The following is a 15,240-nucleotide window of genomic DNA, read 5'->3' as shown; positions in this document are numbered from 1 at the left end:
AAATATGGGTGCAAGAAATCTCAGTCGTGCGGTGACTGACTCGGATCATATTCAAGGAAATAAGAACGCCGCTATCACACTTGTCGAGTATGGCGATTATCAATGTCCATTTTGTGGAGCCGCATATCCGATGATTAAAACTTTGCAGAATCATTTCGGTGATAAACTGCGTTTCGTGTTCAGAAATTTTCCGCTCGTGCATTCGCATCGCTATGCCGTGACGGCAGCACTGGCTGCGGAGGCAGCTGGACTTCAGGGTAAGTTTTGGGAAATGCACGACATGCTTTATGAAAACCAATCAGCTTTAGAGCCCGAAGACCTGATCGCTTATGCGAACGCTTTGAAGTTGGATGTTCGCAAATTTCAACGCGACATCAGCAACGAAGGGTTGCTGGCCCACGTGAAAGAGGATTATCAGTCCGGTGAAAAAAGTGGGGTCGATGGAACTCCTGCTTTTTACATCAACGGCGTAAAATATACGGGACCGTACAAGTTCTCAGAGCTCAAACGCTATATTGAAGGGGTTCTTGGGCCGGGAATTTCAGAGGAAAAGCCGTATTAACGCAGCGCTCGGTCTGGACTGTCAGGATTTTTCCAAATTTGCTTTCATCTAAATGGTGCACGAGTTGGGAAAACCTGATAGTTATTAAGGACCTATGACAAACGCAAACAGCACAAGTTCGACTCCATATTCAGCAGTAAAACCAGATGTTCAACTTTCAAAACAAGAAGAACAAATTCTTAACTTCTGGGATCAAGCGCAGATTTTTAAACAGACTCTCGATCCTGCTGGCAAAAAAACTTACAGCTTTTACGACGGCCCTCCGTTCGCAACGGGCTTGCCTCACTATGGTCACTTGCTTGCGGGTGTTTTGAAAGACGTTGTTCCTCGTTACTGGACAATGAAGGGCTACACAGTGCCTCGTCGTTTCGGTTGGGACTGTCACGGTCTTCCGGTTGAGTACGAAATCAACAAGACTCATAAAATCGAATCACGCAAAGACGTTTTCAAAATGGGTGTCGAAAATTACAACGACGCTTGTAAGTCTATCGTGAAACGTTATTCCGAAGAGTGGAAAACAACAGTCCGCAGAGTAGGTCGTTGGGTGGATATGGAAAATCCATACTTCACAATGGACGTTTCTTTCATGCAAAGCGTGTGGTGGGTGTTCCAACAACTTTTTGAAAAAGGCCTGATCTATGAAGGTTATAAAGTTGTTCCGTACTCTGTAGGGATTTCGACTTCGCTTTCAAATTTCGAAGCGAATCAAAACTATAAAATGGTGCAAGACCCTGCGATCACTGTGATGTTCAAGTTGGTAAACCAACCTGATACAGCGGTGATGGCTTGGACGACGACTCCTTGGACATTGCCATCGAACTTAGCTTTGGCTGTTGGTTTGGATATCGACTACGTGAAAGTTCAAGAAAAAGCGACAGGTCGCAAATTGATCTTGGGCCAAGCGTTGCTTCCGTCTGTGTTTAAGAAACCAGATGAAGAAGTTGAAGTTTTGCAAATGATGAAGGGTAAAGACTTGGTCGGCATGACGTATGAGCCGCTGTTCTCGTACTTCGCAGATCGCGCCGACAAAGGCGCCTTCAGAATTATTTCTTCTGATCACGTAACGACTGACAGCGGTACAGGTGTTGTTCACATGGCGCCTGCATTCGGTGAGGAAGACTACTACGCGTGTTCAAAAGCGGGCATTCCACTTGTGAACCCTGTTGATGACGATGGTATGTTCACTTCAGAAGTTCCTGACTACGCGGGTAAGCGTGTGAAGGATGCCGATAAAGACATCATCGCTGATTTGAAAAAACGCGGTAACTTGTTCAAACAAGATACAATTCAACATAGTTACCCATTCTGTTATCGTTCAGATACTCCGCTCATTTATCGTGCGGTGTCTTCATGGTTTGTTGCGGTTGAAAAAATCAAAGAAGAATTGATCGCCAACAATAAAAACACGACATGGGTTCCAGATCATCTTCGTGATGGTCGTTTCGGTAACTGGTTGGAAGGCGCTCGTGATTGGGCGATCTCTCGTAACCGTTTCTGGGGGACTCCGCTTCCACTTTGGAGAAATGCTGAAGGCGAAGTGATCTGTGTGGGCTCTCGTGCAGAGCTTGAAAAATTGTCGGGTCAAAAAGTCGACGATTTGCATATTCAATTCGTTGATAAAATCACAATCCCATCGCCAACTGGTAAATCACCATTGAAGCGTGTGGATGGCGTTTTGGACTGCTGGTTTGAATCAGGCTCAATGCCTTACGCACAGTGGGGTTATCCTGAAACTTCAGTGGAAGAATTTAAAAAAGCTTTCCCAGCAGATTTCATCGCGGAAGGTTTGGATCAAACGCGCGGTTGGTTCTACACGTTGTCGATCATCGGTACGGCATTATTCAATCAAGCTCCGTTCAAAAACGTGGTTGTGAATGGTTTAGTGCTTGCTGAAGACGGTCGCAAGATGTCGAAGTCTTTGAAAAACTATCCAGATCCAATGGAAGTTTTGAATCAACACGGTGCCGATGCTTTGCGCCTGTATTTGATCGACTCTCCAGTCGTTAAAGCGCAGGAATTGAAATTCTCTGAAAAAGGCGTTTACGATATCGTTCGTAAGATCTTGTTAAGATGGTGGAACTCGTATTCGTTCTTTGCGAATTACGCGAACATCGATAATTTTGTTCCAAAAGGCGATGCGAAAAAATCTCCAAACATCTTGGACCAATGGGTTCTTTCTCGTTTGAATGGTTTGATTGCAAACACTCGTCAAGAGATGGACGCTTATCGCTTGTACAACGTTGTTCCGCACTTGCTTCAATTTATTGAAGACCTGACGAACACGTACATCCGTTTCAACAGAAGCTTGTTCTGGCAAGAAGGCATGCCTGAAACAAAACGTTACGCTTACGAGACTTTGCATGAAGTGCTTGTGACGTTGTCACGTTTAATGGCACCTTTTGCTCCGTTCATGTCTGAAGTAACTTATAAAAACTTGTCGCAAGTATTGCCGGGCAAAAAAGAATCAGTGCACTTGGAAACTTTCCCAGAAGCTGATTTGTCTATGCTTCGTCCTGAATTGGAAGAAGCTGTGAAAGCCATGGATACACTTGTAACATTGGGACGTAATCACCGTGAAAAAATCGGCGTGAAAGCGAAAATCCCGTTGAACGAAATCAAAATCATCCACAGAAGTGCAGAGCTTCTTGAGACTTTGAAAAAGTTCGAGCATTTGTTCATCGATGAATTGAACTTCCGCAAAGTGGAATACAATCCGAACGAAGATCAGTTCGTACAAGTGACTGCGAAAGCAAACTTCCCGGTTCTTGGTAAACGTCTGGGACCTAAAATGAAAGCGGTGGGTGCGGGCATCCAAAAACTTTCATTGAACGAGATCTTGAAACTTGAAAAAGGTGAAGCAATCACTGTTGAAGGTGAAGAGATCCAATTGGCCGACGTAGAAATTCGTCGCGCGCCAAAAGGTGACAACGCGAACTTGTCAGTTCATCAGGTTGTATCTATCGAAGTCGATCCAACAGTGACTCCAGAGCAAGAACGTGAAGGTTTGGCTCGCGAGATCATGCGTAAGATCCAAGCGGCACGTAAATCGGCTGACTTTAAATTGGACGACAAGATCACTTTGAACATCGCGTGTGATGGTGCTTTGCTCGAGGCTCTTGAAGCGCACAAGGACATGGTTACTAGCGAAACGTTGACTCACACGTTGAACATCATGGCGATGAATACAGAGCCTTCAGGTAAACACACTGAAACTTCTGATATCGACGGCAAGGTGCTTAAAATCGGCGTGACGGCGTTACCTAGATAGTTCGACAGAGGCTGCAATGAAGAAGCATGGAGAAGTTTTTGAATTTGCAGCTATCGGTCATGTGCAGACTCCGTTTAAAGATAAATTTGGAATTCCTAGACAGCCGGGACTTGTTTCACAAGCGAAGGGTGTCATCAAAATGCAAGACGATCCCGATTTGAAAACCGCCCTAAGATCTTTAGAGGAGTTTTCCCATCTGTGGATCGTTTTTGTTTTTCATGAACACGGTGGTAAGAACTGGAAGCCGAGCATTCGTCCTCCAAGATTGGGTGGGAATCGCAAGGTTGGAGTTCTAGCTTCGCGTTCACCGCACCGCCCGAATCCGATCGGAATGTCTGCGGTCATCTTGGAAAAGGTCGATTGGGAAGCAAAAGGTGGTGTTGAAATTCACGTCGCAGGTGTGGATCTTTTAGATGGCACTCCGGTTTTGGATTTAAAGCCTTATATCCCGTACGCTGATTCAATTCCCGATGCTAATCCAGGGTGGGCATCAGACGCGATCACGCGCATTCCTGTGCAGTTCAGCGATGAAGCTTTAGCAGAGATCGCAAAACGCGATCCCAACGGCGAACAAAACCTCAAAGCCTTGATCATCGAAGTGCTAGAACTCGATCCACGCCCAGCCTTCAAAAAACGCCAAGCCCCATCAACAGATCCAGCTCAATGGGGCACACGCTATGGCTTCGATATGCTAGGCAACGACGTCAAATACGAAATCCGCGAAGGCCATTTCTACGTCTACGCCATTCTTTAATGATTTAAATTCAACGTACCGTGTTCGCCCATTTTTGTAGGCTTGCCTGTTGCGAGACGCGTGAACTCTAAAATTTTCGCGATCGGATTTGAAGGTGAGTCCCAATATTCTGCTTTGTCGACGTTGATACGCAATAATTGAATGTTCGGGTCAAGTTCGCCTTGGGGGAAGTAGGCTTGATAGAACTTGCTCCACAGTTGATGAACTTTTTCTTTATCATCAACTAGCTCAGCGGTGCCTGTGACGGACACATAAGTGCCGTGCGCATTTGAATAAGATAAATTCACATGATCGTCGCCGCTGATGTCTTTCACTTTGTGCGAATCTTTCGCGATGATGAACCACAAGTCGCCGTCAAAATCCACTTGTTGAGTCATCAATGGAGAGCAGTGGAGCGTATTATCCGCGCACTTTGTTGTGAGCATTGCCACTTTCACGTCTTTGATCAGTTCACCTAATTTTCGAATTTCGGGATCAGAGCTATGTTGTGATTTGTTGTCCATGCAGCCTCCTATCCAGTTAGGTTAACGCTCGAACGAATCGCAGCCAACTTGTCCTTTGGCAGTCCGCTGATAGTGATCTTGAAAACAGCCGTATTCTTATTAGCATTTATCAGAGGGGTTTTTATGAGTTCAATGAAACTGCACATTCCATTCATCGTTCTTTTGGTATTCGTTGCCGCTTACGTTAATTTCGTTTGATCTGCTTTGTTCCGAACTAAAATCCAAATACAAACTCCCACAACGACAATCGCAAATAACAGCGTATTCAAAAATGAAGTCAGCACGTGCTGAAAACCAACTTCAGGCTCTAGCAGAATACGACGAATGGCTTCACCAAAATGTGTGATAGGAGTGAACCAGCTTAAAATCTTAAGTGGTAAGCTCAGATTAAATGAAGGCCAAGACATTCCTGAAATTAAAAATGCCGGCATCGAGTAAAACATCAAAGCCACAATCGCCGTGACGGAATCTTTAAATAAAAGTCCAAACAGAAATGCCATGGCAGAGCTTGCAAACACAAATGCAAAACCAAAAACCGTGATAAGGCCCAACTGCGTATACGAGACATTTAAATGAATCCACGGCAGTAAAATATAGATATAGGCGAGCGAGAATAAAAGATTGATCAGCGCATAGGGCAGACAGCGACCCACAATATACGGCGCAACCATGCCAAAAGATTGCGGCGGTTGCCAGACCCGACGATCTTTTTCTTCAGTCAGGCTAAAACAAAGTCCCACAAGAATGATTTGTTGAAGAATGGCGTAAATAAGTCCTGGGACAAAAAAGAAGCTGTAATTCAGAAGAGGATTAAAAATCTGCCGGGTATCTAAAGCGATCGGACTTGCAAGGTTGAAAGCTTTTTCTTTGGTTTGCCCGGTTTTGCGCATAAGGGCCATTAAGGTCCCAGCTCCAAAAGTTTGAGTGACGGTTGCCGTTCCCACCATGGCGGGATTTGAAAGTGCGAAGTTGGAAGTATTAGTCGCAAGATATAGGGGACTTGCTTGCAGGCGCAGACGTCTTTTGGTGAAGTTTTTTGGCACGTAAAGCAAGGCGACGTTGTCACCATTTTTTATAGCGTGAGTAGCCTCGGGAATTGTTGTAAACGAGTCGGTCAATGCCACCTCTTCGGTTGCATCGATCTGACGAAGAAGATTTTGTGTGAATGCAGATGAATCTTGAGCAACCACAGCCACGGGAACATTTTCAACGCGCCCTTGAGTGTAGGCAAAACTTAAAACCACACCATACAAAATTGGCGCACCAAGAACCATGAGCAGAATGTCGTGATTCCGAAATACTTTTTGCAGCTCTGAGAGGAAAATTTTAAAAAAGTATTTCATGACGGCGCTCTCCATTTCTTGCGATAGAATAACAAGGCCAGGCCTAAATATACGACCAGCAATAGGGCAAGATGAAGCATCTCTGGAGTGACCTCGTGTAAAGTGGCGCCTTCTTGATAGATTTTGCGATAACCGGAAATGAACGGCGTCAGAGGGAATATCGCGGTGATATATTCGTAAACGGCGGGCATCTCTTTAATTGGAAAAGTATATCCTGATAAAATAAATGCGGGGGACGCTAAAAGTAAGACCCCTTTCATCGCACCCACCGTGCGCGAAGAAGCAAGCGAGATCAAACAACCCAGTGACAGAGCGGTTGCGGTCAGGAGGCTTGAAAATATTAAGAGCTGATAAACGGGAGCATGAAGTCCCACATTAAAGAGGGGGAAGACAACCCGAAAGAAAAGTTCAAAACTGATAAGACCTACAGCAAAATAAAAAGTCCATTTTCCCCAAAAAAAGGAATTGGAACTTTTAACCTGCGCTAAGAGTGCTGGGATTTCCTGACGCTGTTGATGAGGCACAAAACATAAAGCGCCCAATAAAATTAAAACTTGATGTAAGATCGCGGCCCAAATACCCGGGGTCAGGTAATTTAAATAGTTAAGTCCCGGATTATAAAGACGCGCCATTTCGAGCGGAATAGGTTGAATCATATTCATCGCGCGAACGAGCGACAGTCCGCCTTTGCGCAAGACTTTTAACTGCACGCCACCCGCAACAGTTCCAGTCAGAGTCGCAAGCTCTGAAGCGGCAAGGTTGGCGACAATCAGATTGGTGGCGTTGATCCACGCCGTGATCTGCACGCGATGACCCCGTTTTATATTTCTTTGAAAATCTTTGGGAATGATCACGGCGACGGCCCATTTGCCACTTAAAAAGTCATTCTTAAGTTCTTCAGGACTGCTATACGACTGATCCAAACGAAAGGATCGATTGCTTTCCAAAAAACGCAAGTAGGTGTGAGACAGCGCACTGTTATCCAGATCGACGATGGCCGTGGGCATGTGATTGACAACACGATCTAAAAAGATTCCGCCAAAAAAAAATGCATAAAGCAGGGGCCACGCCACCACCAGAAAAAGCAGACCGCGATTTGAAGTCAGACGCAGCCATTCTAATTTCCAGACCGTGGCCAAATCTTTCACAGAAGACTCCTATAAAGAAACTAGAGCAGTCATTCCCGGACGTAAACCTTCAATGCTTTCAGAGGGACGTGCGCGAAGTTCGAATGTTTTTAAATCAAAACGTCCTTGCTCGTTTGTTGACTTCCATTTGGCGAAAGCTCCCAAGGCGGAAATATAGGTGATCTTCATGGAATACTCTTTATCGAGTGCGGGAATTTTAACTTTCACGGTTTGATCTTTTTTAAAATCTTTCAGGCGATCTTCGCGAACGTTAAACACAACCCATTGGTCTTTCAGATTGACGACCGTGATCACGGGATAACCTGGGGAAATAAGTTCACCAACGTTAGAAACGATTTGTAAAACCTCGCCTTCGATAGGCGATTTAATTTGGGTTTCATCAGCGGCGGCTGTGACTTCTCCGACAACTCCTTCTGATGCTGACAACTGTGCGCGGGACGCTTCATATTTAAAGCGTGCTTCGTCACGCTGTTGTCTGGTGACGGCCCCTTCTTCATAAAGTTTTTCAACGCGTTCATAAGTGGTGCGCGCCAGTTTCAACTGATCGCGTGCGGCACCTTTGCCGGCTTTGGCGGACATCATTTTCGCTGCCACTTCGGGACTTTCCAAAAAACCCATGACAAAATCTTTACTGACCGCTTGGCCTTCGCTGACTTGAATATCTTTAATACGTCCAGGGATTTTCACACCGACATCGACCTCAGTGGCTGCGACCTCGCCATAAAAGTAATCTTGTTTTTCGGTACATGCACAAAGACTTAAACACAATGTCAGACAGAGAAATTTCATGGCGTTTTCTCCTCAGCTTTATAGATGGCAACGATTTCATCTTTTTGACCGCTGAATTTTAAGAGTTGAACGTAGTTGCTGTTGTAGTCGTAAAGAACTTTCAGCTCATTCAGACGAACGGAAAGTAAAGCGAGTTCGGAATCGATGACGTCCGTGCTTTTTGAAAAGCCATTCTTAAAGGCTGAATTATTTAAACGCAGACTTTCTTCAGCTAGACTTTTGGTTTTTTGAAGAGTGTCGTATTGTTCTTTGGCGTTCAGAATTTCTGAATAATATTTTTCAACGCCGATGTTTACTAAAGTATTTGCGTGGCCTTCGAAATAATCCAAATACACTTTTTGTTGGCTGATAACATTCAAATCACTTTTGTCGCCGCCACCGTTAAAGATATTCATTTTAAGAGCGACGCCAACAAACCATTTCGGTGCGAGCTCTGTCAGATCTTTTTCGTAAAACTCGTAACTGCCGATTAAGGCCAAGGTCGGATAAAACTCAGATCGGGCTGCCGTTTGTTTCGCCTCTAACAGTGAGCGCTTGTGATGAATTTGTTTTAAACTGAAGTTTTCATTGCCCGCAGTGCTGGAATAGCTTTCCATGGGCTTTAGCGGCTTTAATGAAAGCGGCGTGGTTAAATTGAAATCGGTATCAGACAACTCGAGTGTGTTCGCTAAGACCTTTTTGGCCAAGTTTTCATCGCGAATAGATTTGGACAATGCACTTTCAGCATCAGCCACCGCAACATCCACTTTCATTTTTTGCGCGCGTGAAAGTTGGCCTTGTTTGACCAGAGCCGCGGCAATCCGCTGATGCTCTTTAAACGTGGTCAGTGAATCATTGCGCACTTCGCGAACTTTGCTTGCCAGTTGCACAGTAAAATACTGTTGCACCAGCTCCACCAAAATACGCCCTTGAGTGTCCGTGCTTTCTGTTTGCGAGTTGTTATAAAGTTCTTCCTTCGCACGTTTGTTAGCGGTGATTTTTCCACCAGTAAAAAGCGGTTGCATCAGGTTGACCGTCGCAAAAGTGAAATCCTGTTTTTGAATTGGCAAAACAAAGTTAGGCAAAGCCGCATTCAATTGGTTTGCGACTGCATTCCCAACGGCGGGATTGCCCGAAGCTGCGGTTGCCGAAGCCGCAGATGACGCAATCATGGCCGAACGCAGATCATGTAAATCAATTTCAATATCATCGTTCAGATGAGTATAGGCCGCCGTCACGCTGACGCTGGGAAGATATTTCGCGAAAGCTCCATCGCGATCGGCCTTAGCCGCTGCAACGGCAGAGTCCGAGGCTTTAATTTCACGATTATCGCGCAAGGTTTTTTCCATGGCCTGACTCAGGCTTAAATTTTGAGCGGCAAGAGCGGGACAGGCTATAAGAATAAATAAAAGAGTTCCTGCAATTTGCATGAGCAATTTTTATCAAGTCTAGCAAAGCTCGCTCAAGCGAAGACTGTTTACTAGGTTAAGGGACATATAAATTCGTTTTGAAGTGTTGAAAGGCAGGAAAAGCTGTTGCCCGAATTGGGGCTTTGCACTACAAAAGCTCCTATGAAAATCACGGATCTCGACTTCCAGTTTCCCGAAGAACTTATTGCCACTTCACCGGTGCGTCCTTCGCGCGTAATGTGGGTGAATGAAGCGGGTCAGCCTTCAGAAATTTCTCTTCAGGATTTGCTTTCTAAGATTCAACCCCAAGACGTTTTGGTTTTGAATAATACGCAAGTTTTAAAACGCCGTGTGTTTTCAGGTGATGTTGAGATTCTTTTCCTCAAACAAATTTCAGCGACGGATTGGGAAGTTTTGTTCCCATCCAAGAAATATAAAATCGGGGAGTCCCTAGAGCTGCCATTGGGTGTTGCGATGACACTCCAACAAAAGGGCCGCCCGCAAGTGGTGCGCTTAAGTGAAGAAGTCAGCGAAGACTATTTTCAAAAAGTGGCAGAATTGCCGTTGCCTCCGTACATTCAAAAAGCGCGTAATGAACGCCACACTGTTGATGCTGATGAATCGTGGTATCAAACGGCGTGGGCGAAAACACCGGGCAGCTTTGCTGCGCCCACAGCAAGTTTGCACTTTAGCGCTCAGGATATTCAGGCACTCAAAGCCAAAGGTGTGAACATTGTCGAAGTCACTTTGCACGTGGGCTTGGGAACGTTCTTGCCGGTGACCGCCGAAGATCTGAACGATCATGATATGCATGAAGAGTATGTTGAGATCTCCTCGCAAAGCTGGAAAAGCATTTTGAGCGCCAAAGAACAGGGGGCTCACATTTGGTCCCTGGGAACGACGTCAACACGCTCTGTGGAAAGTGCCGCAGGTGGTTTGCTGCAAGGATCGCCTGAGGAAGGCTATCGTGGCTTCACGAAGCTTTTAATTCAACCTGGCTACAAATTTAAGATCGTTGATCGCCTGCTAACAAACTTCCATCAACCGCAATCGACACTGCTTGCTTTGGTGGCTGGATTTTCTTCCCTCGAGACAGTAAAAGCTTGCTATCACTGGGCTATTGAGAGAAAGTTCCGACTCTTTTCTTACGGCGATCTTTCTGTATGGATCGCACGCTCGGAGTAAATATGTTGGACGGAAAAAACATGACAACAGAAACACCGCAAATGTCTTTAGGCGAATTCAAAGTTCATAAAACCGAGGGCAATGCTCGTCGCGCGACTTTGATGACAGCTCACGGTCCAGTGCAAACACCGGTGTTCATGGCAGTTGGAACAAAAGCCACTGTTAAAGCGATGACTCCGGAAGAATTAAAAGAGTGCGGCACGCAAGTTGTTTTGGGTAACACGTATCACTTGCATCTTCGTCCTGGCGAAAAAACAATCGCAAAAATGGGCGGTCTTCATAAATTCATGAACTGGAACGGTCCGATCCTGACAGACTCTGGTGGCTTCCAAGTGTTCTCATTGTCACAACTTCGCAACATGAGCGAAGAGGGTGTGGAATTCCGTTCGCACTTGGATGGCGCAAAATATTTTATCTCTCCTGAAAAGAGCATGGAGATCCAAATGGATCTTGGCTCTGACATCATTATGGCTTTCGACGAATGCCTTCAGTATCCCGCAACGGATGAAGACATCGAAAGATCTATGGCGCTGACGTATCGTTGGTTGCTTCGCTCTAAAGCGGCGATGACTCGCAAAGAAAGTTTGCTGTTTGGTATCGTGCAAGGGGGCTTAAGCCTTAAGCACCGTTTGAAATCTTTGGAGCAAGTAACGAGTGTTGACCTTCCAGGTTACGCTTTGGGTGGCTTCAGTGTTGGTGAGCCGATTCACTTGATGCATGAGTTGCTTCCGCATGTCGCGCCAAAAATGCCTGAAAATAAGCCGCGCTATTTGATGGGCGTGGGCACGCCAACAGATTTAATTATTGCAATCGACGCGGGCATCGATATGTTCGATTGCGTCATGCCTACTCGTGTAGCACGTAACGGAACGATCTATACATGGCAGGGTAAAGTCAGCATCAAACGTTCTGAATACAAAGAAGATCCATCTCCACTTGATCCAGAATGTGACTGCTATACGTGCACGAATTACTCTAGAGCGTACTTGAGACATCTATTCTTGAGTGGTGAAATTTTAGGCTCGCGTTTGAACACAATCCACAACATCCATTTCTACATGAAACTCATGGAAAAAGCGCGTGAAGCTATCGCAGAAGGTCGTTGGGCGCAGTACCGCGATGACTGCTTAACGCGTTTCGTAAAGAAGGATAAATAGAGTTAAAGTATTGATTCTCCGATGGAATAATGCTGAATTTTAGCGTTACCTTTGCTGGCTGTGCCGGCAAGGGCGAAAGCAACTTCGGAGGATTCAATGTTATTCGGTCTACTAGTATCTACAGCTTATGCTCAATCCGCAGCTCCTGCTGGCGGCGCTCCATCTACATTCGAGATGTTTGTTCCGTTCATCTTCATCTTCGTTATTTTCTATTTCTTGATCATTCGCCCACAATCTAAACGTCAAAAAGAGCACCAAAAGTTTTTGACGGAGCTTAAACGTGGCGACGAAGTGATCACTGCTTCAGGCATCTTGGGCCGTATCGAAGGCATCACAGATCAATTCGTGACTGTGGAAATTGCTGATGGCGTGAAAGTTAAAATGTTACGTACTCAAATCGCAACAACTCAGAAAGCAGCAACAGCAGAGGAAAAGAAATAATGGACGGACTTCGTTGGAGAACAATCGGCGCGGCAGCGGGTATTGTTTTGGCCCTAGTTTGGGTCATGCCAAATATCGTAAAATTCGGTGAGAACTCTTGGTGGCCTTCAAAGCAAACTTTGAACTACGGTCTTGATATCCAAGGTGGCTTGCACTTGGTAATGGGCGTAGACGTTGACGGTGTGGTGAAAGAATCCACAACTCGTATGATGGCTTCTGTGAAAGCAGATATGGCTAAAGATGGCGTTGAAGGTGTCGACGTGAAAGCGGATAAACCTGAAGCGGGCGAAATCATCGTGACTGTTGCAAATGCAGACGCGAAGAAAAAAGCTGAAAAAGTATTGGCAGACAAATACCCAACACAACTTCAAGTTGTGGGTTCAACTGACAACACAATCACAGCTCGTTATTTCGATTCATACTTGAACGATTATAAAAATCGCGTGATTCAACAAGCGATTGAAACAATCCGTAACCGTGTCGATGAATTCGGTGTGGCAGAGCCTTCGATTTCTCAACAAGGTTCAAACCGTATCTTGGTTCAATTGCCAGGTATGGCCGATGCTGAAAAAGCAAAACAGTTGATCAATACAACTGCGAAACTTGATTTCATGATCGTATCTACTGAAAAGACTCCACAAGAGTTGCAAGCTTTGATCGCTGATGCGGAAAAAGCGGGTAACTACAAAATGGCTGACATGAAGTACTCTGATTATGTGACTAAATTGAATGCGGATTTGAAAGGTAAACTTCCAGAAAAAACTGTTGTTTACTTCGAAAAAGCAGCCAATGCCGCGAACATGGAGTCGGGCGCTGTTCCATTCTTGCTAAGAACTGATACAGATCTTGGTGGTGGCGCTTTGGATGACGCCTTTGTTGGTTACGACCAATACGGTGGTCCACAAGTTTCTTTGCACTTCAATACAGCAGGTGCTGCGAAGTTCGCTGATTTGACTGGCGCAAGCGTTGGTAAACAAATGGCGATCGTTCTAGATAAAGTCGTTAAATCTGCGCCAAGCATCCGCGATCGTATCGCTGGCGGCCAAGCGGTTATCACTTTGGGTGGTGGTCGTGACCGTAACGGTATGATGGATGAAGCGAAAATGATTTCAACAGCTCTTCGTGCGGGTGCATTGCCTGCATCTTTGGAGCAATTGGAAGAGCGTCGTGTAGGTCCAACTTTGGGTGCTGACTCTATCAATAAAGCGAAATTGGGCGCCTACATTGGTGCGGCTTTGATCGTTCTATTTATGATGATCTACTACAAAGGCATGGGCGTTATCGCGAACGTATCTTTGTTGATCAATATCTTGGGTGTCTTCGCTCTATTGACTTCATTCGGTGCAACTTTGACTTTGCCTGGTATCGCGGCGATCGCTTTGACGGTCGGTTTTGCGGTCGATGCGAACGTTTTGATTAACGAACGTATCAAAGAGGAACTGGCAATGGGTCACAGTTTGAAAGTGGCGATCCAAGAAGGTTACCGTCATGCGATGTCTGCGATCATCGACTCGAACGTAACGACAGGTGCAACTGCAGTTGTATTGTTGTACTTCGGAACTGGTCCAGTACGTGGTTTCGCAGTGAACTTGTTGATCGGTATCTTGACGACTCTATTTGCGAACGTGTTCGTATCTAAAGTTATCGTCGATCAATTGATCACTAAATTTAACGTTAAGAAGTTGTCTATCTAATATGGGTGCACAAATGGCAAATAAACAAACGACAGCAGACTCATCTGGCAAATATGACTTCGTCGGTAAAGTAGGTCTTTTCACAGGTATTTCAGTTTTACTTGTGGTTCTTTCATTGGGCTTCTTGGCTGTACGCGGAATCAACTACGGTATCGACTTCAAAGGTGGTACTGAGTTTCAAGTTCGCTTTGATAAAGGTGTAACAATCGCTCAGGTTCGTGATGCAGTTGAAGAATTGCATCTTGGTGAAGTGGGCGTTCAATCTATCGGCGACACAGATGAGTTCATCATCCGTTTCCAAGGTAAACAAGGCGCTAACGATAAAGAAACGAATGACATCTTGAATGCGGATATCGCGAAAATTAAAGAAGTTGTTCTTTCAAAATTCACTGCGAACAATCCTGAAATCCGCCGCGTAGATACAGTGGGACCTCAAGTAGGTGCTGAGTTGAAACGTAACGGTTTGCTTGCGGTATTCTATTGCTTGCTTGTGATCTTGATCTACGTAGCAGTTCGCTTCGATTTCAAATACGCTCCAGGCGCAGTATTCTGCTTGTTCCATGACGCTGCGATCACTTTGGGGATCTTCGTTATGGTTGGTAAAGAAGTGAACGTACCTATCTTGGCGGCGATCTTGTCTTTGATCGGTTACTCGTTGAATGACACGATCGTGGTATTCGACCGTATTCGTGAGACAGACTCTCATTACCACGATAAGGGCTATAAATTCATCATCAACAAAGCAATCAATGATATGCTTCACCGTACATTGATCACTTCAGGTACAGTATTCACGTCAGCGTTGTGCTTGTACTTGTTCTCTGGTGGTACAGTGGCTGATATCGCTTTTGCGATTTGCATCGGTATCGTATTCGGTACGTACTCTTCAATCTACGTTGCGGCACCTATCGTGTTGTTGATGGATAGATTGACGTCGAAAAAAGCTGCGTAAGCGGCGCTGAGGTTTTAGTGAATCCGTTATGGAAATTGCGAGAAAGTGAGACGGAG

The 15,240-nt window shown here is 45.3% G+C and carries 13 protein-coding genes; 8 read left to right on the top strand and 5 right to left on the bottom strand.

Annotated features, from left to right (window positions below):
• Window positions 1–4 precede the first annotated feature (4 nt).
• The 3 genes from DOE51_RS11115 to tsaA all read left to right on the top strand — a co-directional run bounded on the left by DOE51_RS11115 (window position 5) and on the right by tsaA (window position 4,584).
• Complete coding sequence (locus DOE51_RS11115) at window positions 5–562, top strand: DsbA family protein (protein ID WP_142696634.1); 558 nt, start codon at window positions 5–7, stop codon at window positions 560–562.
• Window positions 563–656: 94 nt separating this feature from the next.
• Window positions 657–3,830 carry an isoleucine--tRNA ligase gene (ileS, locus tag DOE51_RS11110; protein ID WP_142696633.1) on the top strand — a complete coding sequence of 1,058 codons (3,174 nt, stop codon included), beginning with the start codon at window positions 657–659 and terminating at the stop codon, window positions 3,828–3,830.
• A gap of 16 nt (window positions 3,831–3,846) precedes the next feature.
• Complete coding sequence (gene tsaA, locus DOE51_RS11105; protein WP_142696632.1) at window positions 3,847–4,584, top strand: tRNA (N6-threonylcarbamoyladenosine(37)-N6)-methyltransferase TrmO; 738 nt, start codon at window positions 3,847–3,849, stop codon at window positions 4,582–4,584.
• Here the strand turns inward: tsaA and DOE51_RS11100 are convergent.
• The 5 genes from DOE51_RS11100 to DOE51_RS11080 all read right to left on the bottom strand — a co-directional run bounded on the left by DOE51_RS11100 (window position 4,581) and on the right by DOE51_RS11080 (window position 9,695).
• Window positions 4,581–5,087, bottom strand: a complete 507-nt coding sequence (locus DOE51_RS11100) for a pyridoxamine 5'-phosphate oxidase family protein (protein WP_142696631.1) — start codon at window positions 5,085–5,087, stop codon at window positions 4,581–4,583. The genes tsaA and DOE51_RS11100 overlap by 4 nt on opposite strands.
• Window positions 5,088–5,266: 179 nt before the next feature.
• On the bottom strand, window positions 5,267–6,430 hold the full coding sequence (locus DOE51_RS11095; RefSeq protein WP_168196432.1) for an ABC transporter permease: 1,164 nt from the start codon (window positions 6,428–6,430) through the stop codon (window positions 5,267–5,269).
• A complete protein-coding gene (locus DOE51_RS11090) occupies window positions 6,427–7,578 on the bottom strand; it encodes an ABC transporter permease (RefSeq protein WP_142696629.1) in 1,152 nt (383 codons plus the stop codon). The genes DOE51_RS11095 and DOE51_RS11090 overlap by 4 nt, the downstream gene beginning before the upstream one ends.
• Window positions 7,579–7,587: 9 nt before the next feature.
• Entirely contained in the window at window positions 7,588–8,367 is a 780-nt protein-coding gene (locus tag DOE51_RS11085; RefSeq protein WP_142696628.1) for an HlyD family secretion protein, read from the bottom strand.
• Window positions 8,364–9,695, bottom strand: coding sequence for a TolC family protein (locus tag DOE51_RS11080; protein WP_210415522.1), 1,332 nt, complete (start codon window positions 9,693–9,695; stop codon window positions 8,364–8,366). The genes DOE51_RS11085 and DOE51_RS11080 overlap by 4 nt, the downstream gene beginning before the upstream one ends.
• Before the next feature lie 222 nt (window positions 9,696–9,917).
• On the opposite strand from DOE51_RS11080, the gene queA reads away from it, so the two are divergent.
• The 5 genes from queA to secF all read left to right on the top strand — a co-directional run bounded on the left by queA (window position 9,918) and on the right by secF (window position 15,184).
• Complete coding sequence (queA, locus tag DOE51_RS11075) at window positions 9,918–10,940, top strand: tRNA preQ1(34) S-adenosylmethionine ribosyltransferase-isomerase QueA (protein WP_142696625.1); 1,023 nt, start codon at window positions 9,918–9,920, stop codon at window positions 10,938–10,940.
• Window positions 10,941–10,942: 2 nt separating this feature from the next.
• Window positions 10,943–12,097 carry a tRNA guanosine(34) transglycosylase Tgt gene (tgt, locus tag DOE51_RS11070; protein WP_246845043.1) on the top strand — a complete coding sequence of 385 codons (1,155 nt, stop codon included), beginning with the start codon at window positions 10,943–10,945 and terminating at the stop codon, window positions 12,095–12,097.
• A 96-nt stretch (window positions 12,098–12,193) separates the two neighbouring features.
• Complete coding sequence (yajC, locus tag DOE51_RS11065) at window positions 12,194–12,538, top strand: preprotein translocase subunit YajC (RefSeq protein ID WP_168196431.1); 345 nt, start codon at window positions 12,194–12,196, stop codon at window positions 12,536–12,538.
• Window positions 12,538–14,232: a protein translocase subunit SecD gene (secD, locus tag DOE51_RS11060; protein ID WP_142696624.1), complete on the top strand. Its 1,695-nt coding sequence runs from the start codon at window positions 12,538–12,540 to the stop codon at window positions 14,230–14,232. The genes yajC and secD overlap by 1 nt, the downstream gene beginning before the upstream one ends.
• 13 nt (window positions 14,233–14,245) lie before the next feature.
• Window positions 14,246–15,184: a protein translocase subunit SecF gene (secF, locus tag DOE51_RS11055; protein ID WP_142696623.1), complete on the top strand. Its 939-nt coding sequence runs from the start codon at window positions 14,246–14,248 to the stop codon at window positions 15,182–15,184.
• Window positions 15,185–15,240: the final 56 nt, after the last annotated feature.

This window comes from Bdellovibrio sp. NC01 (assembly GCF_006874625.1).
Taxonomy (GTDB): Bacteria; Bdellovibrionota; Bdellovibrionia; order Bdellovibrionales; family Bdellovibrionaceae; genus Bdellovibrio.
The sequence above is the reverse complement of the archived record's forward strand: the minus strand, read 5'-3'. Positions and strand labels throughout refer to the sequence as shown.

What these genes read in the sequence shown, in the direction of transcription:
- DOE51_RS11115 (WP_142696634.1), top strand. Translation starts at nt 5, where the DNA reads ATGGGTGCAAGAAATCTCAGTCGTGCGGTGACTGACTCGGATCATATT.
- ileS (WP_142696633.1), top strand. Translation starts at nt 657, where the DNA reads ATGACAAACGCAAACAGCACAAGTTCGACTCCATATTCAGCAGTAAAA.
- tsaA (WP_142696632.1), top strand. Translation starts at nt 3,847, where the DNA reads ATGAAGAAGCATGGAGAAGTTTTTGAATTTGCAGCTATCGGTCATGTG.
- DOE51_RS11100 (WP_142696631.1), bottom strand. Translation starts at nt 5,087, where the DNA reads ATGGACAACAAATCACAACATAGCTCTGATCCCGAAATTCGAAAATTA.
- DOE51_RS11095 (WP_168196432.1), bottom strand. Translation starts at nt 6,430, where the DNA reads ATGAAATACTTTTTTAAAATTTTCCTCTCAGAGCTGCAAAAAGTATTT.
- DOE51_RS11085 (WP_142696628.1), bottom strand. Translation starts at nt 8,367, where the DNA reads ATGAAATTTCTCTGTCTGACATTGTGTTTAAGTCTTTGTGCATGTACC.
- DOE51_RS11080 (WP_210415522.1), bottom strand. Translation starts at nt 9,695, where the DNA reads ATGGAAAAAACCTTGCGCGATAATCGTGAAATTAAAGCCTCGGACTCT.
- queA (WP_142696625.1), top strand. Translation starts at nt 9,918, where the DNA reads ATGAAAATCACGGATCTCGACTTCCAGTTTCCCGAAGAACTTATTGCC.
- tgt (WP_246845043.1), top strand. Translation starts at nt 10,943, where the DNA reads ATGTTGGACGGAAAAAACATGACAACAGAAACACCGCAAATGTCTTTA.
- yajC (WP_168196431.1), top strand. Translation starts at nt 12,194, where the DNA reads ATGTTATTCGGTCTACTAGTATCTACAGCTTATGCTCAATCCGCAGCT.
- secD (WP_142696624.1), top strand. Translation starts at nt 12,538, where the DNA reads ATGGACGGACTTCGTTGGAGAACAATCGGCGCGGCAGCGGGTATTGTT.
- secF (WP_142696623.1), top strand. Translation starts at nt 14,246, where the DNA reads ATGGCAAATAAACAAACGACAGCAGACTCATCTGGCAAATATGACTTC.